Below are 25,125 nucleotides of genomic sequence, written 5' to 3' on the forward strand. Positions count from 1 at the left end.
TACCAGCGGTTGATCGTTCCAAATTCTTCCTGAAGGATGGCCATACCAACCAAAGCTTCCCACAGCCGCGTCTACGGCTTTTTTTCGCGCTGGGCCGCTGCTTGTTATCGTCACGCCGCCTGGATTCTGCTCGCGGCGGGGGTGCTTGCCGTGGTCTGTGCGCTGTATACCGCACGCAACCTCGGCATGGACACCGATACGACGGACATGCTCTCCGAGGACCTGCCATTTCGCGCCAATGACGAGCGCTATAGAAAAGCGTTCCCCCAGGATGCTGATATCATGTTGCTGGTGCTGGAGGCACCGACACCCGAGCAGGTCCATATCGCGGCACAGCGCCTCTCGGCGCGCCTGAAAAAAGATACCGGCAACTTTCAGGATGTTTACGCTCCCAACGTCGACGATTTTCTGATCCGCAACGGGCTGCTCTACGAAGACATTGCGGAACTGGAGCAAATAACCGACCGCCTGGCGGCGGCACAACCGCTGATCGCGCAAATCGCCCAGGATCCATCTCTCGAGACCTTCGCTTCCGTGCTGACCAGAGCGGTGGAGGAGTTGCGTAAAGGCCGCAGTTTCGAACTGCGACCTGTACTGCAAGGCGTTAACGCAACCTTGGAGGCGCAGCTTGCGGGGCATCCCCGGGCATTGTCATGGCAGTCCCTGTTCAGCGGCGAGCCACAGAAAAGCAGATACCAGCAGCTGATTATGGTAAAACCGGTACTGGACTATACCCAGCTGTTCCCGGCGGAACTCGCCATTACCGCATTGCGCAATACAGCGCAGGAGCTCGGCATAACGGATGACGGCCCGGTCCGTCTGCACGTTACTGGCGAGGTAGCGTTATCGCACGAAGAGCTTAACAGCTCATTAAGCGGCATGGAGTATGCCGGAGCGCTCTCACTGCTGCTGGTGGCGGCCGTGCTTTACGCCGGGATGCGGGCGGCCAGACCGGTACTGGTAATATTGCTCAGCCTGGTATTAGGTTTGATTTTCACCGCGGCCTTCGCCACGGTTGCCGTCGGGCACCTGAATGTGATTTCAATTGCATTTGCGGTTCTCTATATAGGACTCGGGGTGGATTATGCCATTCACTTCCTGATGCGGTATCGCGAAATATTGGAAAACGGTCGCCCCGCGGACGAGGTCATGCATGAGGCTGGCGGGGAGGTCGGCGATGCGCTCGCCGCGTGCGCTCTGACGACATCCATTGGCTTCTATGCATTCATGCCCACCGCTTACCGCGGCGTTGCGGAATTGGGGCTGATCTCGGGGACAGGGATGCTGATCAGCCTGTTCGTTACCCTGACCCTGCTGCCTGCGCTGCAACGTTATCTGCCGATGCGGCCGGCGGCGGTCTCCGGCATGGAAGAATCGCTGGGAAAATTGCTCGAGTTCACGCTGAGGTGGCGCAAATGGGTATATGCTGCCACCCTGGTTGGATTAGCCGCCGCTGTGGCCGTATTGCCCCAAGTCCGGTTCGATTACAACCTGCTGAATATGCAGAACCCAGAAGGCCGAGCGGTGCAAACTTTCCGCAAGCTTCTCGCCGACCCCGACAATTCGCCCTGGCAGGCCATCGCCCTGGCAGGGAGCCGTGATGAGGCGGAAGACTTGGCGCGGCGGCTGGCGAAGTTGCCGGAAGTAAGCAAAGCGGTCACGATTCTCGATTTTGTGCCGGCCGAGCAGGAGGAGAAACTTCCGCTCATCGAGGAGATGGCGCTGACGATGGGGCCGATCGCGCTGGCAACGCGGCCCCAGGCGGGGGGCGAGCAACAGCCCATGCGGCAACGTGCGGAACTTGAGCTGCTTGCCTCCGCTTTGGACGGATTCATTGCCGAGCATCCCGAGCATTCCGCGTCTACAGTCGTGCGTCATCTAAGGTCGTCCCTCGCAAAGCTGTTCACCCAACTCGATGCGGCCAATGCGGAGGAAAGACGCAGACTGCTCCAGTCGGTGGAAGAGGATCTGCTTTTGACATTACCTGCTGCTTTGCAGAGTTTGCGCGCTGCCACTGAAGCCGCTCCGTTTGTGCAACAAGATCTGCCCGCGTCATTGCGCGACCGTTGGCACAGCCAATCAGGGGAATACCGGGTGGCGATTTATCCCGCCGAGGACATCGACGAGAACCAGGCGCTGCGGCGTTTTGTACGGGCGGTGCAGAAAGTGGCGCCGGAGGCCACAGGAGCGCCGATGGTAAGCCTTGAAGCAGGGGAGGCTGTCGTGGAAGCGTTCGTTCAGGCTTTCACATTGGCGCTGGCAGGAGCTATGGTAGTGCTCCTGGTTTTGCTGCGCAGCATCGCATACTCGCTGCTGGTTCTCGCTCCTCTTCTGTTGGCCGCCACATTTACTGGTGCTTTAACCGTTCTGCTGAACGTCCCGTTCAATTTTGCCAATATTATCGCTCTGCCATTACTGCTGGGCGTCGGCATCGACAGCGCCCTGCATATGGTTCATCGAAGCCGTAAGGGCGAATCCATCAGCGAAGACCTGATTCACACGAGCACCACGCGCGCAATCTTCTACAGCGCATTGACTACGTTGGCTGGTTTCGGAAGCTTGATGTTTTCATCCCATCAAGGCACTGCCAGCATGGGGGTGCTGCTTACCGTGGGATTGAGTTTTACTCTCATCTGCACCCTTATCATACTTCCAGCACTGATGCGCGCTACAACTCACGATATAAAAGGGTAACCCTGTAATTTGCGCCGGACAAGTTTCGGCGCAGATGTTGGCACAATCTATTGAATCTGAATAAGACCGCTAGGAGGCAAACGGAGCATATTCGGGAGTCGATTGATTCCCCGCAATCCGATGTGGAACAATGGGTGCCAAAGTCGGCAATTATTGTTTATACTTCGCACCTTGTGACCACTCTGACGTAGTGAAAGATGCCGCGAATTCAGAAAACTGAAACATCAACCAAGCTTGATGTCCTTGCCGGCACGAGGCATAAGCAGTTGCACGTTTTACTATTATTATGCGCGGTACTGTTTGCGGGATGCGCGACGACGCGCCCGAACAGCGCGGGCGTTGATTCGGTTGACCCGAATGAGGAAACCAATCGCAAGTTCTATAACTTCACGGATACGATCGATCGCAATATTCTGGCGCCGGTTGCCGATGTTTACATTAAGTATGTGCCGGACCCCATGCAGCGTTCCATCGGAAACTTCTACGATAATCTTGCTTACCCAAACGTGATTCTTAACGCTTTTTTGCAAGGCAAGGTGCGCCAGGGATTTCAGGACAGTTTGCGATTCGTCGTTAATTCGACTATAGGGGGAGGCGGGCTTTTTGACATGGCCGCACCCATGGGGTTGCCGCAGCACGACGAAGATTTTGGGCAAACCCTCGGTGTATGGGGCGTCAAAACAGGGTCGTATTTGTTTGTCCCCTTGATTGGACCCAGTAGCTATCGTGACGCACCGGGTATTCCTGTCAGCCTGTTCAGTAACGTTCTTTTTTATGCGGGTTCCGTGGCAAGTCTCGCTATTACCGGACCCGTCGCCGTTTTGGGTATTGTTGACAAACGGGCGAGGCTATCCGGTCCCATGCGCATTCGTGACCAGGCCGCGCTGGATCCTTACCTGTTCGTGCGCGAGGGATTCTTGCAACAGCGTAAACACCTGATTTATGATGGGGATCCTCCGCCCGAAAGCTACGACGACCCGTTGGACGATGTCGTACAGAATGCGCCCGCAGCCACGCCGTTGCGCTGAGCCCGGTTTCGGGCGGAATGTGAGACAGACTCATACGCTTGGAGAAGCGGGCATCTCATCATTTCCGCCATGGAAAATGCTACTTCCCGAGCCAAAACCCCGATAATGGCAAGAAAGGCTTTGCGAGGTTGGTATGCGCATAGGAACTCCCAATGAATCCGGTCCTCATAAACGTCGGCGGTGCTATCACAATCATGGGATGGCTTGAATTCATGTTATTCATGTTAAGTAGGTAATGCAGGTAAAAACCAATGAAAAGATTTGAAGGTATTGCCAGATCAGCGCCTCAGGATCAATACCTGAGCGCCAACAATACAAAAGCGCTGGATGATGGATTGGCTGCGGCGCGCAAGGCTCTGCTGTCTCTGCAGAAAGAGGATGGCCACTGGTGCTTCCCATTGGAGGCCGACTGCACGATCCCGGCCGAATACATACTGATGATGCACTTCATGGATGATGTGGACGTGGACCTGGAGGTCAGGCTTGCCCGATTTATCCGTGACAAGCAGGATCCCGGGCATGGCGGCTGGTCATTGTACTACGGTGGTCATTTCGATCAAAGCTGCACGGTCAAGGCGTACTATGCCCTGAAACTGGTAGGCGACTCGCCCGATGCGCCGCATATGAAGCGCGCCCGTACGGCTGTTGTGGAACATGGAGGCGCGGCGCGGGCGAACGTTTTTACGCGCATATTACTTGCCATGTATGAGCAGATCCCTTGGCGCGGTGTTCCATTTACGCCGGTAGAGATCATATTGCTGCCGCGCTGGTTTCCGTTTCACTTGAGCAAAATTGCCTACTGGTCACGAACCGTAACGGTGCCGCTGTCCATTCTCTGCAGTTTGAAAGCGCGCGCCGCGAATCCGCGCAAAATTCATATCCGCGAGCTGTTTACGAGTCCTCCGGAGGAAGAGCGAAACTATTTTCCGGTGCGCACTCACCTTAATCGGGTATTCCTGCTCATCGAGCGCGTCGCTTCACTTTTCGAGCCGTTCATCCCCCAGGCCCTGCGCCGTATCGCGCTACGCCGGGCGGAACAGTGGATAGTGGAGCGGCTTAATGGTGATTGCGGTCTGGGAGGAATTTTTCCCGCCATGGTAAATGCCAGCGAGGCGCTGGCATTGCTGGGCTACCCCTACGAACATCCTTATCGGGAGCAGTGCCGCCAAGCACTTCGGGGGCTGTTGGTGGACGAAGGCGAGCGCGTCTGGTGCCAGCCTTGCACGTCACCCGTATGGGATACGGTCCTGGCTTCCCTCGCCTTGCAGGAAGACGCCGGTACGGATCAGCGGCCCATCCGGAAAGCCCTCGACTGGCTGGTTCCTAATCAAATACTCGATGCACCCGCCGATTGGCAGGAAGACCATCCGGGTTTGGCAGGTGGCGGCTGGGCCTTTCAGTATGCCAACCCCCATTACCCGGATCTGGACGATACCGCTGCGGTGGCATGGGCAATGCATGAGGCGGATCCACAAGCCTATCAGGAGAATATCGTACGCGCAGCAGACTGGCTTGCCGGCATGCAGTCGCACAACGGCGGCTTCGCGGCTTTCGATAGCGACAATACGTATTACTATCTTAATGAAATCCCATTTGCTGATCACGGCGCCTTGCTTGATCCGCCTAGCAGCGACGTCACCGCCCGCTGCACTGGCTTTCTGGCGCTACATGGTGACTCCAGGCACAAGGATAACGTGGAGCGAGGTCTGGCCTATCTATTTCGCGAGCAGGAGCCTAGTGGAGCCTGGTTCGGACGCTGGGGGAGCAATTATATTTACGGTACCTGGTCGGTGCTGGAGGCGCTTCGATTGGTGGGCCTGGATACCAGCCACCTCGCTATTCGACGTGCGACACAATGGCTGAAGTCCGTACAACGCGACGACGGAGGTTGGGGCGAAAGCAACGATAGTTACGCCGAACCGCAACGCGCCGGGCAATTTGAGACGAGCACATCTTTTCAGACGGCCTGGGCGCTGCTCGCTCTCATGGCGGCAGGGGAAGGACATAGTCAGGAAGTGCGGGGTGGCATCGACTACCTGTTGCGCCACCAGGGGAGTGACGGCCTATGGCATGACCCCTGGTTCACCGCACCCGGCTTTCCGCGGGTTTTCTACCTGAGGTATCACGGGTATGTAAAGTATTTCCCGTTCTGGGCTCTCGCCAGGTTTCATACGCTGAACCGGAAAACTTCTGTGTGATAGGGATCGTAACGGCCATGCGAATGGAGGCTCGCTGCGTTACCCCGCTCCGCTTACCTTTTAACCGGATGATCAGTCTGGGGGGAAGTGCGGCGATATGGCTGTGCGGAATGGGGGAAGAGCCGGCGCGCGAGGCAGCGGAAGGATTGAGGACAGGCGGTGCGACCGCGCTGATGAGCTTCGGGCTCGCCGGCGCGTTGATTCCTAGCTTGCGCCCGGGAGACCTGGTGCTGCCTGAATCGATTTATGCAGGGCGCTCACTGCAAGTGGATTTAAGCTGGCGCGCCCGTCTGCAACAGCAGCTTCCCCCTCATCTGAGTGTCGTTGGGGGCATATTGGTGACAAGCAGGCAGGTGGTGACTTCCGCAACCGAAAAACGTGCGCTGGCGCAAGTTACCGGGGCCTGCGCAGTGGATATGGAAAGCGGCGCGGTGGCGGAGACTGCTGCCCAGGCCGGTATGCCGTTCCTCGCGGTACGCGCTATCTCGGATCCAGCCGGATTTTCACCCCCTTCGGTTCTGCTCGGTGCGATACGCCGTGACGGGAGTGCCGATCTGACGCGCCTGCTGCCGCTGTTGCTGCGGGGATCCGTCACTCCCGGCACGTTGCTGCGTCTTGCGGTGGGCTCTCGTGCGGCGTGCTCCACGTTATCCGCGGTGGTGCGATATGCGGATAGGGAAATGGGAACCTCGACTCATGCTGCGGGTACACGGCGAATGAGCGAGGGATAAATATATATTTTGGAGCGGCAAGCGTTGTGATTGAGCAAAAAGAACGAAAACGGGTTGCCGGCGTAATTTCCTCCCCCAGCTTGTAAATTTCTCTGATAGGACAAATACAACAGAACTTTTTTGCTGCCCAGGCGGGGTGAATGGAAATTGAGGGACGATTTTATTCAAAAATAATCAACGCTTATTCGTTGTCCGGATGTTGAAATCGGGAAAATAAAATCATCATATTACTTGAGAATACGCCCTGTTAAAGAGTAAAATACCGGCCTTTCGTATCAGGCATTTAATGGAGAGTATGCATGCCAATCACAACCGATCAAAAAGCGCAGGTGGTGCGCGACTATCAGCGCGCTGCGGGGGATACGGGTTCTCCCGAAGTGCAAGTGGCGTTATTGACCACTCGTATCAATGATCTGGCTAATCATTTCAAAGCACACGTCAAGGATCACCATTCCCGCCGCGGTTTATTGCGCATGGTAAGCCGTCGCCGCAAGCTGCTTGATTATCTTAAGCGCAACAGCGCTGATAATTATCGTATATTAATCGGGCGTCTCGGCTTACGCAAATAGAATATCTCTGCTTACGAGACCTGCGGGATACATGAAAACTGCTTGTCTCTTCCGTATCGGCGATATTATCAATCTCGCGTTGAAACCGGCTGATCGCAAGTAGACGGATGATTTTTGAAAAAAGGGTAGTTAATTGAAATCAATCAAAAAAAGTATTGCCTACGGGCGTCACCAACTCACGCTGGAAACCGGGGAGATAGCAAGACAAGCGCACGGGGCGGTGATGGTTACCATGGACGACACCGTAGTTCTGGTTACCGTGGTGGGTGCCAAAAATGCCAAGCAGGGCCAGGATTTTTTCCCTTTGACAGTGGATTATCAGGAACGGAGCTACGCGGCCGGCAGAATACCCGGCAGTTTCTTTAAGCGTGAAGGCCGTCCCTCAGAAAAAGAAATTCTTACTTCCCGCCTCATCGACCGTCCCATCCGCCCCTTATTTCCTGAAAGTTTTTACAATGAAGTGCAGATCGTGGCTACCGTTCTGTCGTCCGATAACGAAGTGGACGCGGACATCCCCGCGCTTGTCGGGGCTTCGGCTGCGCTGGTGCTTTCTGGAATCCCCTTCGATGGTCCTGTCGCTGCCGCCCGGGTCGGCTACATCAATGGTGAGTATGTCTTGAATCCCACCACTACCGAACTGAAGCAAACTCAGTTGAATCTGGTGGTGGCAGGCACGCAGCAAGCGGTACTGATGGTGGAATCCGAAGCATTGGAACTATCAGAAGACATCATGCTGGGGGCTGTCATGTACGGCCATCAGCAAATGCAGACGGTAATCAACGCCATCAACGAACTGGCCGAGGAAGCGGGCGCCACGGCGTGGGACTGGACACCGGCGACAAGGGATGCCGCTCTAGCGACAAAAATCGCTGATTTGGCGGAAGCGGATTTGCGTGCCGCATTCCAATTAAGGCAAAAACAGGCGCGGTCCGAGGCCATCGATAATATCTGGACAAAAGTTTTCGCCGGAGTCGGGGTTGATACAGAAGATGGGCCGGATGGCCAGGCTGTAAAAGAGGCATGCTTTGCGCTTGAGTCAAAAATCGTACGCTCCCAGATTCTCGATGGCGAGCCTCGCATCGATGGACGTGACACGCGCAGCGTTCGTCCGATTACGATTCGCAATGGCTTGTTGCCGCGCACCCATGGTTCCGCCCTGTTTACGCGCGGGGAAACGCAAGCACTGGTTATCGCAACACTGGGTACGGGACGGGACGAACAAAAAATTGATGCGCTGCAAGGAGATTACTCCGAGCGCTTCATGCTTCATTACAACATGCCTCCCTACGCTACGGGTGAAACCGGCCGTGTAGGAACCCCCAAGCGCCGCGAAATCGGCCACGGACGTCTTGCCAAGCGTGCTTTGATCGCGGTGCTGCCTTCTCCCGAAGAGTTTGGTTATTCGTTACGGGTTGTGTCCGAGATTACCGAATCCAACGGCTCCAGTTCCATGGCATCTGTGTGCGGCGGCTGTCTGGCGTTAATGGATGCAGGCGTGCCATTGAAAGCGCACGTGGCGGGTATCGCCATGGGATTAATCAAAGAGGGAAACCGATTTGCCGTGCTGACCGATATTCTCGGCGATGAAGATCACTTGGGCGATATGGATTTCAAAGTGGCTGGTACCGAGCAGGGCATCACGGCGCTGCAAATGGATATCAAGATTCAAGGCATCACCAAAGATATTCTGCATGCCGCACTGATACAGGCCAGAGAAGGGCGCCTGCATATTCTTGATATTATGAAGCAGGCGCTGCCTTCAACGCGCGAGGATATTTCCGAACATGCTCCGCGCATTATTAAAATAAAAATAAATCCTGAGAAAATTCGTGACGTAATCGGTAAGGGCGGTGCGGTAATTCGTGCGTTGACCGAAGAAACCGGCACGACCATTGATATCGCCGACGACGGTACCGTTATGATAGCCTGTATTAACGCCGAGGGTGGCGAGGTAGCCAAAAAACGTATCGAAGCCATTACCGCCGAGGTAGAGGTGGGAAGAATATACGATGGGACGGTATTGAAGCTTCTGGATTTCGGTGCGATCGTTAGCGTTCTACCGGGCAAGGACGGCTTATTGCATATCTCCCAAATTGCCAACGAGCGTGTCAACAGCGTTGCCGATCATCTCAAGGAAGGTCAGGCAGTGCGTGTCAAGGTCCTGGAAGCCGATGATAAGGGACGGCTGCGTCTCAGCATGAAGGCCGTCGCCGTGGAGAGCACCGACAACGCCGTTTCATAATGGCCGCTGACGATGTTTTAGGATACTAAAAGATGCTTATGAGGAAGCCCCGGTCGCAAGATACGGGGCTTTTTATTTGTACAACGGCAAATTCCTTGATCCATTGAAAACGGAAAACAAATAGCGGATTTTATTTCGCTACCTGCTTTTCCCTTATCTCGTCCAGGGTCTTGCAGTCTATGCAAAGGGTGGCGGTGGGACGGGCTTCAAGGCGTTTCAGGCCAATCTCAATGCCGCAGCTGTCACAATAACCGTAGTCGCCGGAATCTATCTTGGCGATGGTCTCGTCGATTTTCTTGATCAGCTTGCGCTCACGGTCACGATTGCGCAGCTCCAGCGCCATATCCGATTCCTGGCTGGCGCGATCATTGGGATCGGCGAAGATCGTCGCTTCGTCCTGCATGGTATGTACAGTGCGATCTATATCCTGCCCCAATTCGGCTTTAATGCCTTCCAGTATGTTGCGGAAATGCATAAGCTGCTTGGAACTCATATAGCTTTCCCCTTTCTTCAGTTTATAAGGAGTAGCTTGTTTACGCAGTTCTTGCGGCATTTTTAGTATTCCTTTTATATCTCTGGATACGTGTGAGGATGCTTTTACAAAAAAATATATTATACAGCAAGTAGGTCAGCTGTTCGTGTGGAGTGCCGCACGGCAAACGCCAATTCTACCTTAGATAACAACCTGAATGAAAAACAAAAAACAAGTCCGGACGATATAATAAAGGGGGCTGGTGACACATTGAAAAGCGTCTGCCATATTTGAAAATCACCCTCACCCTCTTACGCTCATTTTCTTCCCCCAAAGGCAGCACGAAAGCAGCACGAATTCTTGCAGAATTTCTGTCGCTTGGACAGCCCTGGAAGGAAATAATTATGCCGTTGTTGCAGCATGAGCCTCTGGCATTTTGTTCAGGCTTGAGCCCGATTGCCGGGGCATGGAACGGGATTCAGCGCATGGGAATTCGGGTCTGCCCGCTTCCGCCGAATTGTGACATAATATTTTGTCCAAAATTTAGGAGGAAATACTATGCGCAACAAGAAATCAATCATTTCCATGGCTGTGGGTTCTGCGTTTGCCGCGACTCTCGGTACTGTACCGGTTGCCTCCGCGGCTGACAGTCCCTTTACCGTGCAGTCCTTGGACAAGGGCTACATGCTGGCCTATGCGGACAGGGTTGACCCAAATAAATATGGCGGCGGAGCAAAATCTGGCGAAGGTAAATCTGGCGAAGGTAGATGCGGCATGTCCATGGTAGATGCCAACAAGGATGGCAAGGTCAGCAAGGAAGAATTCCTCAAACATCACGAAGCCATATTCGACAGGATAGATACCAACAAGGATGGCGCTGTCGATCAACCTGAAGCTGACAAGTATGGCGGCGGTGGGGCGAAGCCTGGCCCCGCTCCGCAAGCTCCGCATGGCGGAATGAAGAAGTAATTTCCGCTCCCCATGGATCCCCTGCGTCTTGCCAGCGCGGGGCTGGGTTTTCGGCGGGAATTAATTCCCGCGCTGAAAACCCATGTTCCCGTAGCCATCGATTTTTTTGAAATCGCCCCAGAAAACTGGATTGATCTCGGCGGCACGGCAGGGCGTGATTTGCGGAGCTTCACCGAGCGCTACCCCTTTGTGTGCCATGGTTTGTCTCTCTCGATCGGTAGTCCGGCCCCGCTGGATGAAGTATTGCTGCACAAGATTCGACGGTTCCTGGACCAGCATCGAATTCTTTTTTATACCGAGCATCTCGCGTACTGCTCCGACGACGGCCATTTATACGATCTGCTTCCAATACCTTTTACCGAGGAAGCCGTGAAATACGTTGCCGCGCGTGTTCGCCGCGCTCAGAATATCCTGGAGCGGCGCATCGCGCTTGAAAATGCTTCGTTTTACCTGCGAGCCCCTATTACTGAAATGAGTGAAGCGGAATTTATCCGCGCCGTGCTAAGCGAGGCGGATTGCGATTTGCATCTCGACGTCAATAACGTATACGTCAACAGCATTAATCATGCTTACGATCCCATTGAATTCATCCGTTCCATGCCTACCGAACGCATTGTCTACATGCATATCGCGGGGCACCACAATGAGGCAAAGAATTTGATTATCGACACCCACGGCGCAGAGGTCATCGATCCGGTGTGGGAGCTGCTCGATCAGACCTACCGTATTCATGGGGTCGCCCCCACGCTGCTGGAGCGCGACTTCAATATCCCCCCCCTTGATGAACTGATGCGCGAAGTCGAACATATTCACCTGATTCAGACTCGGCATGTCGATGCCAGCCATGTCCGCGCCGCTTCCTGAATTTCAGCACTTCCAGTATGCCTTCACGGCGCATATCCGCGACCCCAAGGCGAATCCCTGTCCGCATGGCATTGAAGCGCGGCGTATGGGAATATACAAGAGGCTGGTTTATAACAACATTGAGAGTTTTCTCTTGACCTGCTTTCCCGTACTCAGGAAGGTGCTGGGAGCACGCCGGTGGGAACGGCTCCTGCGTCTTTTCCTCGCCACGCATCACAGTCGCTCACCTCTTTTTCGCGAGATACCCGGTGAGTTTATTCAGTTCCTGCAAAGCAATGGGCCGCTATCTTCCGACTATCCGGAATTCACGCTGGAACTTGCACATTATGAATGGGTGGAGTTGGTACTTTCCATTTCAACCCACGCACCGGATCGGAATGAGATCGATCCCGAAGGGAGCCTGCTGGAACAGCGCCCGGTTTTGAATCCGGTACTTGCGAATCTGTGTTACCGCTGGCCCGTGCATCGTGTTGGTCCCCACGTCCGAATTGCGCCAACAGAAACATGTTTACTGGTATTCCGCGATGCCGGTGACCACGTCCGATTTACTGAAATCAATGCATTTACTTCGCGCCTGATTAACCTTCTAGAGTCAACGGAACTCACCGGCCAAGCAGCGCTTGAAACCGTCGCTGTGGAAAGCCGTCATCCCTCGCCCGAGGTCGTCATCCAGGGAGGACTCGCGATTATGCGCGACTTACAGGTACGCGGTGCACTGCTTGGTACCCTGCGTAATGATGCCGGCGATACTCGAATTCCACCTACCGATAATTGAAATTGAATTCGAAGTTCCCTCCCGAAGCTCATGCAGGCGAGCATGTGAATCCTGATCGACAGGACCTCACGACAATTTCCTCTCTTACGCTCGCGCACTACAACGAGCGTGCCGATGATTTCTGGAAGGGCACGCGCGAACATGACGTCGGACAGAATATCGCAGCGTTGCTGAAACATATCAAGGGTGAATCTCCTTACACCATCCTGGATTTCGGCTGCGGGCCGGGCCGCGATCTCAAGACTTTTGCTAAACTTGGCCATATCCCGGTTGGGTTGGACGGCGCCGCGCGATTCGTCGAAATGGCTCGCGCCTACAGCGGCTGCGAAGTGTGGCATCAGGATTTTCTTAGGCTCGATCTGCCGGACGGGCACTTTGATGGAATATTCGCTAATGCTTCGCTGTTTCATATTCCCGGGCGTGCGCTACCGCGTGTACTGAAAGAGTTGCATGCGACGCTGAAACCGGACGGTGTACTGTTCAGTTCCAATCCACGCGGAGACAACGAAGAAGGCTGGAGCCGCGGGCGCTATGGCGCATATCATACTATTGAAGCGTGGCGAGGCTATATGATCGCTGCGGAGTTTATTGAAGTTACCCACTATTACCGGCCGGCTGGTTTGCCGCGCGAACAGCAGCCATGGCTCGCAAGCGTGTGGCGCAAGCCAGGTAGGTAATCCTGAATCCGGCCAGGCGACCGCTCATTTTTCGGCAGCGTCTACAACATCCATTGTCTCCTTGATCGTCATCTTTATGGTGAATCGCTGCAGTCAGATTTAAGATATGCCGGTGGCGCGATGCCCAGATGAAACTAAAAAAAGATGTGATAGTGATAGGCGCCGGCGCAGCGGGGATGATGTGCGCGATCGAAGCAGGCAAGCGCGGACGCTCGGTAGTGCTGCTGGATCATGCGAGGAAGCTTGCGGAAAAGATTCGTATTTCCGGCGGGGGGCGGTGCAACTTCACCAATCGCTACACCGCGCCGGAAAATTTCCTGTCACACAATCCGCATTTCTGCCGGTCCGCGCTGGCACGCTTCACCCCGCAACACTTTATTGCGCTGGTGGAGAGGCATGGCATCCATTATCATGAAAAGAAGCTGGGTCAATTATTTTGCGATGACAGTTCCCAGCAAATCATCGACCTGCTGCGGCATGAGTGCGATGCGGCAGGTGTCGAATGGCAAATGCCTAATCGCGTGAACAATACAAGCCGTACTCATGCCGCTGCGGCTCCCGGTGGGAGGTTCATGCTGGAAACCGAAAGGGGCATTTTGACTGCCGATTCATTAGTCATCGCTACCGGTGGCCTTTCCATTCCACAAATCGGCGCAAGTTCTTTCGGCTATCGTATTGCTGAGCAATTCGGCATCACAGTTACCCCGCGGCGGCCGGGGCTCGTTCCTCTGACTTTCATGCCGGAGCAATTTGCCGGTCTCTCTACGCTTTCAGGAGTTGCGGTTGATGCGGCGGTTAGCTGCAACGGCGCGAGCTTTCGTGAGAACCTGTTGCTTACGCACCGTGGTTTGAGCGGCCCCGCAATACTTCAGGTTTCTTCCTACTGGCAGCCAGGCGCTCCAATTCATATCAATTTGTTACCGGACATCGATGCGGCTGCGTGGCTGCTTGACTACAGACACAGCACTGTGCTGCTATCCAATCTGCTGACGCAATACCTGCCCAGACGTTTTGCACACGCCTGGTGCGAAGCGATTATGCCGGGGCAGCCAGCCCGGCCGGTAAAGCAGTACGGTGAAATCAGGTTGAAGCAAATTGCCACACAATTGCATAACTGGCAAATCACGCCAAACGGTACCGCGGGCTACAAAAAAGCGGAAGTGACGCTGGGCGGGATTGATACCCGTGAACTGTCATCCAGAACCATGGAGGCCAGGAAAGTGCCAGGGCTTTACTTTATCGGTGAAGTGGTGGACGTAACGGGACATCTGGGCGGTTTCAATTTCCAGTGGGCCTGGGCGTCCGGTTATGCGGCCGGGCAATGCGTATAGCCGTGTTCCCCGTTCATCATCCGGCTGGGAAGGCGCCGGTCAGCGCCCACGTCCACCTGAACGATGCAGCGCCGGTATGCGGCTAGCGGCCTGTCCCCCAAGGTTCCTCGTCGCACGAGGTTTGGCCGCTGGCTGGCCTCTTCGTTGACCACGTCCCGGTAGTCCGGGCAGCATGCGCCGCGGTCCTCCCCCGCTCCCATTCACAATCGGCTCAGCGCGGATGCGGGGATCCGGCTCGAAACCAGCGATAATTTTGTTGGACAAGTCTCGTTTGATCAGCCTTTCGATATCGGTCAACAGCTTGCGCTCATCCACGCACACCAGTGACACCGCGTCTCCTTCTGCCCCGGCACGGCCAGTGCGCCCGATGCGATGGACATAGTCCTCCGGCACGTTGGGCAATTCAAAGTTGACCACATGGGGTAGTTCGCTGATATCGATTCCGCGTGCGGCAATGTCCGTGGCGACCAGTACCTGCAGGCTGCCGGCCTTGAATTCCGCCAATGCCCGGGTGCGCGCAGACTGGCTTTTGTTACCGTGTATGGCGAGCGATGGAATGCCGCTTGCGACCAGGTGCTCGGCCAGTTTATTGGCGCCGTGCTTGGTCCGGGTGAACACCAGCACCTGTGACCAGTGGTGCTGCTTGATGAGATGGGCAAGCAGGTCGCGTTTTCGTTCACGGTCTACCGGATGCACCACATGCGTCACGTTGTCGGCGGTTGCGTTGGGGCGGGCAACCTCAATCATCGCCGGCTGGTTGAGCAAGCTTCCCGCCAATGCCCGAATCTCGTCGGAAAAAGTGGCGGAGAACAGCAGATTCTGCCGCTGCTTGGGCAACAGCACGAGTATTTTCTTAATGTCGCGAATGAAGCCCATGTCGAGCATGCGGTCAGCCTCGTCGAGCACCAGGATTTCGACGTGCGACAGATCAAGCGTTTTTTGCTGCACATGATCCAGCAGGCGCCCTGGGGTCGCGACCAGGATATCCACGCGGCTTTTCAGGCGGGTGATTTGCGGTCTGATGCTGACTCCCCCGATCATTATCATCGAACTCAGTTTCAGGTATTTACCGTAGTTACGAATGCTTTCTTCAACCTGCGCGGCAAGCTCGCGCGTGGGGACGAGGATCAATGCACGGATTGGCGGACGGCCCGTGGATGGTCCCTTGATGCTCTTGTCGGACAAGCGATTCAGAATGGGCAAGGTAAACCCGGCGGTCTTGCCAGTGCCGGTTTGCGCGCCGGCCATTAAATCCCCGCCGGCCAGCACGGCAGGGATCGCTTGCAGCTGAATGGGGGTCGGATTGGTATAGCCGCGCTCAGCTACGGCACGAATGATTTCATCGGACAGGCCGAAGATAGAGAAAGACATAAAACTCCAGGGGTAACATCGGCCTGCCGCCCCGTTATGGGACGCCAGTCTTAGGCAGACGGGTAAAGTTTGAAAAACAGAATGGACGGCGTGGAGACGTGGAGCGAACACCGCAGGCACGAATTATAACAGATCATGTGCCGAGGTGCCGTTTTCGTTCGCAATGCATTTTTCTATTGCAGAAGCCGAACCGAGGTTAAAGTACGTAGCGGGCTAAATCCTCGCTTTGGGACAAGCTTTCGAGCCGTTCATCCACGTACGCGGCATCAATGACAACGGTATCGCCACTATGTTTTGCGGCATCGAAGGAAATCTCTTCCAGAAGTTTCTCCATCACCGTGTAAAGGCGCCTGGCACCAATATTCTCGGTTCTTTCGTTGACTGCGAAAGCAATTTCCGCGAGACGTTTAACCGAATCCGGCGTAAATTCCAGCTTGATTCCTTCAGTTCCCAGCAGTGCCTCGTACTGGCGTGTCAGGCATGCGTCGGTGTTGGTAAGGATTTGTACAAAATCGCTCGCGCTAAGACTTGCCAATTCCACGCGAATTGGAAAGCGCCCCTGTAATTCGGGGATGAGATCAGAAGGCTTGGCGAGATGAAATGCGCCGCTGGCAATGAACAGAATATGATCGGTTTTGATCATGCCGTATTTGGTGGAAACGGTGGTGCCTTCCACCAGCGGCAGCAAGTCCCGCTGTACCCCTTGTCGAGACACATCCGCGCCGGAAGTTTCGGAGCGGCTCGTAATTTTATCGATTTCGTCCAGGAACACGATGCCGTTCTGCTCAACGTTTTGCACTGAACGAAGCTTCAGCTCCTCATCATTGACGAGCTTGGAGGCCTCCTCGTCGATGATTAGCTTCATGGCTTCACGGATTCTCAGCTTACGTGTTTTTTTTCTTTCTCCGCCCAGATTCTGGAACATGCCCTGAATTTGCGTGGTCAACTCTTCCATTCCCGGGGGGGCGAAGATCTCCATGTGAGTCTGTTGCGCGGCGACTTCAATTTCGATTTCTTTATCGTTGAGTTCACCTTCGCGCAGCTTCTTGCGAAATTTCTGCCGGGTCGCATTGTCGCCTTCAGCAACGTCCGATTGGGAACCCATCTCCCTCGCGGGTGGTAGCAATACATTGAGGATTCTCTCTTCGGCATGGTCCTCCGCGCGGGCCCGCATTTTTTGCGTTTCCTGTTCGCGGGATTGCTTGATGGCTGATTCCACCAGATCGCGAATGATAGAGTCCACATCGCGCCCGACATACCCCACCTCGGTGAATTTGGTTGCTTCCACCTTGATGAATGGCGCGTCAGCGAGTTTTGCCAGACGGCGCGCGATTTCGGTCTTGCCGACCCCGGTAGGACCAATCATCAAAATATTTTTTGGTGTGATTTCCTGCCGCAAGGGGTCCATTACCTGTTGTCTGCGCCAGCGATTTCTAAGCGCGATGGCCACGGAACGCTTGGCGGCATCCTGCCCGATGATGTGTTTGTCCAGCTCGTGGACGATTTCCTGCGGAGTCAGTTGGGACATGGTTTCACGGCATCAGTGGTAAATGGCAGGATGTAAAAAAATAACATGACAAAGGCAATTGAAGCAATGTGGGTGTGAGGGACAAGAGCAAGGTGTGCTTCGCTTGATCGCGTTTGGGGAAAAAGCATATTTCCCCCTTGTTTAACTTCACCTTCCACGTTCACTAACCGTTCACTTTTTTCACGTCACTCCAGAACCTCGATGATATGGTTCTGATTGGTATAGATACACAAGTCGCCCGCGACGGTCAGTGACTTCTTCACGATTTCCAGCGCTGGCAGGTCGGTATTCTCCAGAAGTGCCCGCGCGGCGGAATGCGCGTAAGAACCGCCGCTGCCGATTGCGGCAAGCCCAAGCTCAGGTTCAATTACATCGCCCGAGCCCGTGATGATGAGAGTAGTCGCCGGATCGGCCACGACCAGCATCGCTTCCAGCCGGCGCAAAATTCGATCGGTGCGCCAATCCTTCGCCAGCTCGACAGCGGAACGCATAAGATGCCCTTGATGCTTTTCAAGCTTGCCTTCAAAACGCTCGAACAAGGTAAAAGCGTCGGCTGTGCCGCCTGCAAATCCCGCGAGAATTTTGTCGTGGTAGAGCCTGCGCACCTTGCGGGCGCTGGCCTTGGCTACGATAGCACCCAAGGTTACCTGGCCGTCGCCCCCAAGCGCGACCTGCGTGCCGCGCCGTGCCGAAAGTATGGTGGTACCGTGATATTCTGGCATGAGTTAGCGCAAGATGGTTGAGAGCGAAGATTATACCTAAATCCGGCAGTAGGCCGCTCATTTTTCAGTCCAGGCTCTAATCGGGGAAGATGTTTTGCGCCGCCTGATTTTACCTTTTGGTGGACTGGCACATGGCTGCGTTGTGCACGCCGCTCAGGACAAGACGCAACGAATTCGCGGAGAAAATGTGGACTATGCAGCCAGTGTTTTCCGGGATTCAGGTCAGCCCTTCTTTTTCGCTCGCGGATGCGCCGCATCGTAGACCTTCGCCAAATGCTGAAAATCAAGGTGGGTATAAATTTGCGTAGTGCTGATACTGGCGTGTCCCAGCATATCCTGTACCGCGCGCAAGTCGCCACTGGATTGCAGCAGATGGGAGGCAAACGAATGCCGCAGCACGTGTGGGTGGATATTGGCGCTGATTCCTTGCCGCGTCGCCTGAATTTTCAGCCGGTGGCTGATGGAGCGCGAACTGATATTCTTGCCGTACCGGGACAGGAACAATGCGGTTTCTCCGGGTTTAACCAGGGTCTCGCGCTGCTTCATCCATTCCCGCAGGATTTGCAGGGCCTGGCTGCCGATGGGGACGATGCGTGTCTTTCCGCCTTTGCCGGTGACACGCACCATGCCGTCGGAAAAACTCAAATCCCCGGGTTTCAAGCCGGTAAGTTCCGCCAGCCGCAATCCGGAGGAGTAACATAGCTCGAACATGGCTTTATCCCGTAATGCCATCAAATCATCGACCGGAAATTCCAGCAGCATCGCGGCCTCATCGGGTGAAAGCGTGTGAGGCAATGACCGCGGCGATTTTGGCGCATGTACGCCGGCGCAGGGATTGCACATGTAGTTGTGGTCACGCGTCAGGTAGCGGTAGAAGCCGCGCCATGCCGACAGCATTCTTGCCAGGCTTCTGCCGGAAAATCCGGTCCCGTGAAGCTGAGCAACAAAACGGCGAATATGATGAACTTGCAGTTTCTCAAGCGATGTTTCTTTCGCAAGATTCACCAGGACAGCAATATCACGCGCATAACTTTCACAGGTGAGGGGAGATAAACGCCGTTCATTGGCAAGATGAAAAAGATAGGCGGAGGCAAGCGGTGTGGCTGTGTTATCAACGGATGTCATGTCACCTTTATTTCCTGTGATGAGGCCGGCTATACACTATCCGGCTTTTTCGGATTCTTCAGCCGGCTTGTACCGTCTTAATGCAGCGCTGACAAGCTCACCCAGTTGCGTCAGGTAGACGGTTCCCATTTCCGGATAAAACCGGCGCGGATCTTCGCTTCCCATTACCAATAGACCGATGGTTTGCTCCGTTCGCAGAGGCACCATTGCAAATGAGCACAGAGGAGCAGCATCCTCCCCGAACCAACTCCTGATTTCATTCAATACATGCGAACCGCAATAAGGATGTAGCAGACTTTCGGCTACGACGTGAATATCGGGGGTGGTTTGCGTAAGTTCGGGCAGCGCCGCATCCCCGGTTATATTCCATAACCGGAGCGCCATATGGGGGATGGAAAAAACTTCTCGCAGGCTTACATTCAGTCCATGCAGCAAATCATTCAGTCGCGTAAAAGTCAGTAGCGCAACGGCAAGGCGGTGCATCTTTTCGCTGATTAGCCCATTTTCCTCGCCACATATGACCAACTCCCTCAATTTCTCCTGCAAGATATGATTCTTATCCCGCAGCGCGATGATTTGCCGTTCGCTAATGGGTATTGCATTGCCGCCGTGAGGATGAGGAACTTGAATGTCCGCCAGCATGATGGCGTATTCCTCGAAAAACTGAGGGTGCTTCAGCAGGTATTGGGCGACTTCTTCTGAACTGAGTTTCATGTTTATCCCTGATTGAATTCGTAAGGATGCCTCGATAAATTTGAAAACCCAAGGAAGCCATTCTCGGGTTTATCGGGACGCGGGATCATAAGTCGATCTCTCCATCGAACACGGCAACGGCAGGACCGGTCATCCAGACCGGCTCAGTCCCGCCTTCCCAGCGCACGGTCAAGTCGCCCCCGCGGAAACTGACTGTGACCATTGACTTCAGCAACCCGAGGTTGATTCCCGTCACCACGGCGGCACAAGCACCGGTGCCACAGGCAAGCGTTTCCCCCGCGCCGCGCTCATATACCCGCAACCGGATATGGTCGCGATCCACCACCTGCATGTATCCGGCATTTACGCGCTGCGGAAAGCGTGGATGATGCTCGATCAACATCCCCTCGGTCAGTACCGGGGCATGGTCTACATCCGTCACCAGTTGCACCGCGTGGGGGTTTCCCATGGAAACGGCGCTGATTTCCACCTGCCTGTGGTCGATATCGAGCGGGTAAGTCAGCGCACGCTTATCGGCGATAAAAGGAATCTCGGGCGGCTCAAATTTCGGCGCGCCCATTTGGACAGTAACCTCACCATTGGCCTCCAGTCTGGGGATGATCAGCCCTCCGAGCGTTTCCACGCGAATTTCATTTTTTGTTGTCATTCCCCGATCATGCACGTAGCGGACGAAGCAGCGCGCACCATTGCCGCATTGCTCCACTTCGCCGCCATCGGCGTTGAAAATGCGGTAGCGAAAATCAGCGTCACCTTCCGCGGTTTCGATCAGTAGAATCTGATCGCAGCCGACACCAAAATGACGGTCGGCAAGCCGTCGCAATTGTTCAGGGCCCAGAAACGGCGACTGATTCATGCCGTCGATGACAACGAAATCATTGCCCAGCCCCTGCATTTTTGTAAACTTGAGTTTCATTCATGAATTACCGTTCATTCAGGCTATGTTCATTGATGCGGAACGCATATCGTTGGCGCAACATCAGTATATATTCTTTCCGCGCTGACGAGTAATTCCCTGCGGCATGAACAGATGTCTATCTGACCTTCATATGAATAACGGTATGCAGCGCGAGGGATCGCCGGAGAACAGTGTTTCACCGGATACCCGCAGCCATTAACCTCGTGGGAAAGCTCTTTCGGCCAAAAGAACAACCAGGAGCGTCACAATACCCAAAACCAGCCCTCGCGGGGTATTTTTGTTTTGATTCTTCAAATCCAGGAGCTGCCGCATGGCGCGGCACTATTTACGATACAGAAGGACTTCATTGAGCGGGTTCCGGTTTAACTATTTTCATCTTCTTAATACGCGCGTTATTTGGTATCCTACAAGCCCTTTCAAGACTATAAGCGGCTGGATAACATGAGCGAATATCTTTTTACGTCCGAATCCGTGTCCGAAGGTCATCCCGACAAGGTGGCCGATCAGATTTCCGATTCTATCCTGGATGCCATTCTGGCCCAGGATCCCAATGCCCGGGTAGCGTGCGAGACCCTGTGCAGTACCGGTTTGATCGTAATGTCGGGTGAAATCACGACGGAGGCGAACGTTGACTATATGCAGGTCGCGCGTGCGGCCGTCAAACGTATTGGTTACAACAGCTCCGATATCGGTTTTGATTACCATACCTGCGCGGTGCTGACCGCTTTCAACAAACAGTCCACTGATATTGCTCAGGGCGTCAACCGCACCAAGGAAGAGGAAATGGATCAGGGAGCGGGCGACCAGGGGCTCATGTTTGGCTATGCCTGTGACGAGACGCCCCAACTGATGCCGATGCCGATTTACTACGCCCATCGCCTGATGGAGCGGCAAGCGGAACTGAGAAAAGACGGACGCCTGCCATGGCTGCGCCCGGATGCCAAATCGCAAGTGTCAGTGCGTTACTTGAATGGGAAGCCATTGCGCATTGAAACCGTCGTGATCTCCACCCAGCATCATCCGGACATTCCTCACGCGGAACTGAGCGAAGCGGTAATCGAGGAGATCATTAAACCGGTGCTCCCGAAAAATATGCTGAACGGTGACACACGCTACATGATCAACCCTACCGGACGATTCGTAGTGGGTGGACCAATGGGTGATTGTGGATTGACCGGCCGCAAGATTATCGTGGACAGCTATGGTGGTACAGCGCATCACGGGGGCGGTGCATTCTCCGGCAAGGACCCTTCCAAAGTGGATCGCTCGGCGGCGTATGCCGGACGTTATGTGGCCAAGAATATCGTTGCTGCCGGTATCGCCAGCAGGTGCGAGGTGCAGATAGCCTATGCTATAGGCGTGGCGCGGCCGGTTTCGCTGATGGTCGACACATTCGGAACAGGAAAAATTTCCGACGATAAAATCGTCAGACTGATCGAGCGGCATTTCGATTTGCGCCCGCGTGCTATTATTCATACCCTTAATCTGTTACGTCCAATTTACGAAAAAACCGCCGCCTATGGCCATTTTGGCCGGGATGAACCGGAGTTCACCTGGGAGACCGCTGATAAAGCCGCGCGATTGCGTGCCGACGCGGGAATCGAGGTTGCGGTAGAGGCATAGGCCGGGCGAAACCCTTTTCCCGGTATCACATAAGCTTTATCCCTCCCCAGCTGAGGAGCGCTGCAGCGGGCACAGTCCCCGCGAGGCTCGGCAGGAGAGGATCGTAACAACGGCGCTCGTTCATTTTTTAGGAGATTTGTTCCATGAACGCTGTGCTCAGTCCTACGTCTACATCTGTCTCGACGCTTACCAGTAGCGAATTTATCGATTATAAAGTTGCCGATATGTCCCTGGCGGAATGGGGGCGCAAGGAAATCGCCATCGCCGAAACCGAAATGCCTGGTCTGATGGCCCTACGTGAAGAATACGCGGCGACGAAGCCTTTAGCGGGAGCGCGTATTGCCGGTTCACTTCACATGACTATCCAGACAGCCGTACTAATCGAAACCCTGATCGAATTGGGAGCGGAGGTACGTTGGGCTTCCTGCAATATTTTTTCCACTCAGGATCATGCCGCGGCGGCTATCGCAGCCGAGCGCATCCCCGTATTTGCCTACAAGGGTGAGTCGCTGAATGATTACTGGGAGTATACGCACCGTATTTTCGAATGGTCCGGTGACGGGAAGTCGGATGCGAACGGCGGGCCCAATATGATTCTGGACGATGGCGGCGACGCAACGCTGCTGCTCATCCTCGGCAGCAGGGCTGAAAAAGATCCATCGGTCATCGCCAATCCCGCCAATGAGGAAGAACACGCTTTATTCGCGGCAATCAAAAAAAGGCTGGACACTCAACCAGGCTGGTATTCCGGCAAGCTTGCCAATATCCGTGGCGTAACGGAAGAAACGACGACCGGTGTTCACCGTTTGTACGAAATGGAAAAAAAGGGTGAGCTGCCGTTTCCGGCCTTCAACGTCAACGATTCGGTGACCAAGTCCAAGTTTGACAATCTTTATGGTTGCCGCGAGTCGCTGGTAGATGGTATCAAGCGTGCTACCGACGTCATGATTGCCGGCAAGATTGCCCTGGTGTGTGGTTATGGGGATGTGGGTAAAGGATGTGCCCAATCCCTGCGTGGTCTGGGGGCGACAGTATGGATCACCGAGATAGATCCGATTTGTGCGCTGCAAGCGGCGATGGAAGGCTATCGTGTCGTCGCGATGGATGAAGTCTGCGATCAGGCCGACATTTTCGTCACCGCTACCGGCAATCTGCGCGTTATTACGCACGACCACATGCTGAGAATGAAAGATCAGGCTATTATTTGCAATATTGGCCATTTCGATTCGGAAATCGACATCGCCTCGGTCCAGAAATACCAGTGGGAAAATATCAAGCCGCAGGTGGACCATGTCATCTTTCCAACAGGCCGCCGCATCATCGTGCTTGCACAGGGGCGCCTGGTGAACCTGGGCTGCGCGACCGGCCACCCCTCGTTCGTCATGTCCAGCTCATTCACTAATCAGGTGCTGGCACAAATGGAGCTTTGGCAGAATGGCCCGAGCTACGGAAAGAATGTCTACGTGTTGCCCAAGCATCTGGACGAAAAAGTGGCGCGACTGCATATCAAGAAGTTGGGCGTCAAACTCACTGAATTGACCGACGAGCAGGCGGCATATCTGAACATGGATAAAAACGGCCCCTACAAGCCGACGATGTACCGGTACTGATATCCAGGTTCTGGAGAGGTGAGAGAAGCGTAAAAGATGGCTAAACAGTCCTTTTCGCTTCTCTGAACCTCTGCGGTTAGTACAAGATGGAATCCCAAAAAAAGTTTGCCCCCACTTTCAGCTTCGAGTTTTTTCCACCGCAAACACAGGAAGGGACGGAGAAGTTGCGCGCCACGCGCAGGCAGTTGGCGCAACTCAACCCAAAATTCTTTTCGGTGACATTTGGCGCCGGCGGCTCGACCCGTGATCGCACGCTTGAAACGGTTCTGGAAATCCAGGCAGAGGGCTATGCGGCGGCGCCCCATCTTTCCTGCATCGGCTCGACCAGCGAAAACATTCGCACCATGCTGCAGAAATATCGTGATGGGGGCATCCGTCACATAGTCGCCTTGCGGGGCGACCTGCCATCAGGCATGGCGCAGGGGGGGGAATTTCGCTACGCCGATGAGCTGGTAAAGTTTATCCGCAAGGAATTCGACGATGCCTTCCATATCGAGGTCGCATCCTATCCGGAATATCATCCTCAGGCGAACTCCGCGCAGGACGATTTGCGGAACTTCAAGCGCAAGGTGGAGGCCGGGGCGGATTCTGTCATCACCCAGTATTTCTACAATGCCGACGCTTACTTCAGATTCATTGAAGAGTGTGAGGCGATGGGCATTGGAATTCCCATCGTGCCCGGTATCATGCCGATCAATAAATTCTCCCAGCTGGCGAGATTTTCAGACGCCTGCGGCGCGGAAATCCCACGCTGGATCAGGAAGAAACTGGAAGGCTATGGCGATGACAGCGCATCAGTGCGGGCATTCGGACTGGATGTCGTGACCGATTTATGCGACCGGCTACTCCAAGCCGGCGCGCCCGGGTTGCATTTCTATACGCTGAACTCGGCAGGACTGACTACTACCATCTGGCAAAGACTGGGACTGTAGCGTCAAATGAAGCACGCCATTCATTTCTCCTCTT

At 54.7% G+C, this 25,125-nt stretch carries 21 protein-coding genes and 1 riboswitch; of the genes, 14 read left to right on the forward strand and 7 right to left on the reverse strand.

All coding sequences use genetic code 11. The features are described 5' to 3' along the window. Positions 1-36 precede the first annotated feature (36 nt). The 6 genes from BLP45_RS09185 to pnp all read left to right on the forward strand — a co-directional run bounded on the left by BLP45_RS09185 (position 37) and on the right by pnp (position 9,462). Complete coding sequence (locus tag BLP45_RS09185; RefSeq protein WP_090371919.1) at positions 37-2,694, forward strand: efflux RND transporter permease subunit; 2,658 nt, start codon at positions 37-39, stop codon at positions 2,692-2,694. Positions 2,695-2,891: 197 nt separating this feature from the next. After that, complete coding sequence (locus BLP45_RS09190) at positions 2,892-3,722, forward strand: MlaA family lipoprotein (RefSeq protein WP_090371921.1); 831 nt, start codon at positions 2,892-2,894, stop codon at positions 3,720-3,722. 251 nt (positions 3,723-3,973) lie between these two features. Further along, complete coding sequence (shc, locus tag BLP45_RS09195) at positions 3,974-5,920, forward strand: squalene--hopene cyclase (protein ID WP_090371925.1); 1,947 nt, start codon at positions 3,974-3,976, stop codon at positions 5,918-5,920. Between the two features lie 17 nt (positions 5,921-5,937). Beyond that, positions 5,938-6,651 carry a phosphorylase family protein gene (locus BLP45_RS09200; RefSeq protein WP_090372058.1) on the forward strand — a complete coding sequence of 238 codons (714 nt, stop codon included), beginning with the start codon at positions 5,938-5,940 and terminating at the stop codon, positions 6,649-6,651. Between the two features lie 299 nt (positions 6,652-6,950). Beyond that, complete coding sequence (gene rpsO, locus BLP45_RS09205) at positions 6,951-7,220, forward strand: 30S ribosomal protein S15 (RefSeq protein ID WP_090371926.1); 270 nt, start codon at positions 6,951-6,953, stop codon at positions 7,218-7,220. A 133-nt stretch (positions 7,221-7,353) separates the two neighbouring features. Continuing rightward, positions 7,354-9,462, forward strand: a complete 2,109-nt coding sequence (gene pnp / locus BLP45_RS09210; protein WP_090371928.1) for a polyribonucleotide nucleotidyltransferase — start codon at positions 7,354-7,356, stop codon at positions 9,460-9,462. 130 nt (positions 9,463-9,592) lie between these two features. On the opposite strand, the gene dksA is transcribed toward pnp, so the two are convergent. Then, a complete protein-coding gene (gene dksA, locus BLP45_RS09215; protein ID WP_090371930.1) occupies positions 9,593-10,015 on the reverse strand; it encodes an RNA polymerase-binding protein DksA in 423 nt (140 codons plus the stop codon). Positions 10,016-10,492: 477 nt separating this feature from the next. Between dksA and BLP45_RS09220 the strand changes: the two genes are divergently transcribed. The 5 genes from BLP45_RS09220 (at position 10,493) to BLP45_RS09240 (ending at position 14,550) form a co-directional block, all read left to right on the forward strand. Continuing rightward, positions 10,493-10,903 (forward strand): EF-hand domain-containing protein, encoded by a 411-nt coding sequence (locus BLP45_RS09220; RefSeq protein ID WP_090371932.1) that lies wholly within the window; start codon positions 10,493-10,495, stop codon positions 10,901-10,903. A 12-nt stretch (positions 10,904-10,915) separates the two neighbouring features. Then, positions 10,916-11,767 carry an HvfB family MNIO-type RiPP peptide maturase gene (locus tag BLP45_RS09225; protein ID WP_090371934.1) on the forward strand — a complete coding sequence of 284 codons (852 nt, stop codon included), beginning with the start codon at positions 10,916-10,918 and terminating at the stop codon, positions 11,765-11,767. Further along, positions 11,748-12,542, forward strand: coding sequence for an HvfC family RiPP maturation protein (locus BLP45_RS09230; RefSeq protein ID WP_090371936.1), 795 nt, complete (start codon positions 11,748-11,750; stop codon positions 12,540-12,542). The genes BLP45_RS09225 and BLP45_RS09230 overlap by 20 nt, the downstream gene beginning before the upstream one ends. Before the next feature lie 44 nt (positions 12,543-12,586). Continuing rightward, complete coding sequence (locus BLP45_RS09235) at positions 12,587-13,219, forward strand: class I SAM-dependent methyltransferase (protein WP_090372060.1); 633 nt, start codon at positions 12,587-12,589, stop codon at positions 13,217-13,219. 128 nt (positions 13,220-13,347) lie between these two features. Then, positions 13,348-14,550 carry a BaiN/RdsA family NAD(P)/FAD-dependent oxidoreductase gene (locus BLP45_RS09240; RefSeq protein WP_090371938.1) on the forward strand — a complete coding sequence of 401 codons (1,203 nt, stop codon included), beginning with the start codon at positions 13,348-13,350 and terminating at the stop codon, positions 14,548-14,550. A 39-nt stretch (positions 14,551-14,589) separates the two neighbouring features. Here BLP45_RS09240 and BLP45_RS09245 read toward each other — a convergent pair whose 3' ends face one another. The 6 genes from BLP45_RS09245 to dapF form a co-directional block, all read right to left on the reverse strand. Then, positions 14,590-15,921, reverse strand: coding sequence for a DEAD/DEAH box helicase (locus BLP45_RS09245; protein WP_090371940.1), 1,332 nt, complete (start codon positions 15,919-15,921; stop codon positions 14,590-14,592). A gap of 196 nt (positions 15,922-16,117) precedes the next feature. Continuing rightward, positions 16,118-17,449 (reverse strand): ATP-dependent protease ATPase subunit HslU, encoded by a 1,332-nt coding sequence (gene hslU, locus BLP45_RS09250; protein ID WP_090371942.1) that lies wholly within the window; start codon positions 17,447-17,449, stop codon positions 16,118-16,120. Between the two features lie 185 nt (positions 17,450-17,634). Then, positions 17,635-18,171, reverse strand: a complete 537-nt coding sequence (gene hslV / locus BLP45_RS09255; protein ID WP_090371944.1) for an ATP-dependent protease subunit HslV — start codon at positions 18,169-18,171, stop codon at positions 17,635-17,637. Positions 18,172-18,393: 222 nt separating this feature from the next. Next, entirely contained in the window at positions 18,394-19,296 is a 903-nt protein-coding gene (gene xerC, locus BLP45_RS09260; protein WP_090371946.1) for a tyrosine recombinase XerC, read from the reverse strand. Positions 19,297-19,332: 36 nt separating this feature from the next. Beyond that, positions 19,333-20,010 (reverse strand): DUF484 family protein, encoded by a 678-nt coding sequence (locus BLP45_RS09265; RefSeq protein WP_090371948.1) that lies wholly within the window; start codon positions 20,008-20,010, stop codon positions 19,333-19,335. Between the two features lie 85 nt (positions 20,011-20,095). Then, positions 20,096-20,923 carry a diaminopimelate epimerase gene (gene dapF, locus BLP45_RS09270; protein ID WP_090371950.1) on the reverse strand — a complete coding sequence of 276 codons (828 nt, stop codon included), beginning with the start codon at positions 20,921-20,923 and terminating at the stop codon, positions 20,096-20,098. A gap of 444 nt (positions 20,924-21,367) precedes the next feature. Between dapF and metK the strand changes: the two genes are divergently transcribed. From metK to metF, 3 genes are all read left to right on the forward strand, one after another. Further along, complete coding sequence (gene metK, locus BLP45_RS09275; protein WP_090371952.1) at positions 21,368-22,549, forward strand: methionine adenosyltransferase; 1,182 nt, start codon at positions 21,368-21,370, stop codon at positions 22,547-22,549. Positions 22,550-22,595: 46 nt separating this feature from the next. Then, positions 22,596-22,674, forward strand: a riboswitch (S-adenosyl-L-homocysteine riboswitch). A gap of 18 nt (positions 22,675-22,692) precedes the next feature. Then, on the forward strand, positions 22,693-24,159 hold the full coding sequence (gene ahcY, locus BLP45_RS09280) for an adenosylhomocysteinase (RefSeq protein ID WP_090371953.1): 1,467 nt from the start codon (positions 22,693-22,695) through the stop codon (positions 24,157-24,159). 86 nt (positions 24,160-24,245) lie between these two features. After that, positions 24,246-25,091 (forward strand): methylenetetrahydrofolate reductase [NAD(P)H], encoded by an 846-nt coding sequence (metF, locus tag BLP45_RS09285; RefSeq protein ID WP_090371955.1) that lies wholly within the window; start codon positions 24,246-24,248, stop codon positions 25,089-25,091. The last annotated feature ends 34 nt before the right edge of the window (positions 25,092-25,125 follow it).

It is taken from the genome of Nitrosospira sp. Nl5, from assembly GCF_900102495.1.
Classification (GTDB): Bacteria; Pseudomonadota; Gammaproteobacteria; order Burkholderiales; family Nitrosomonadaceae; genus Nitrosospira.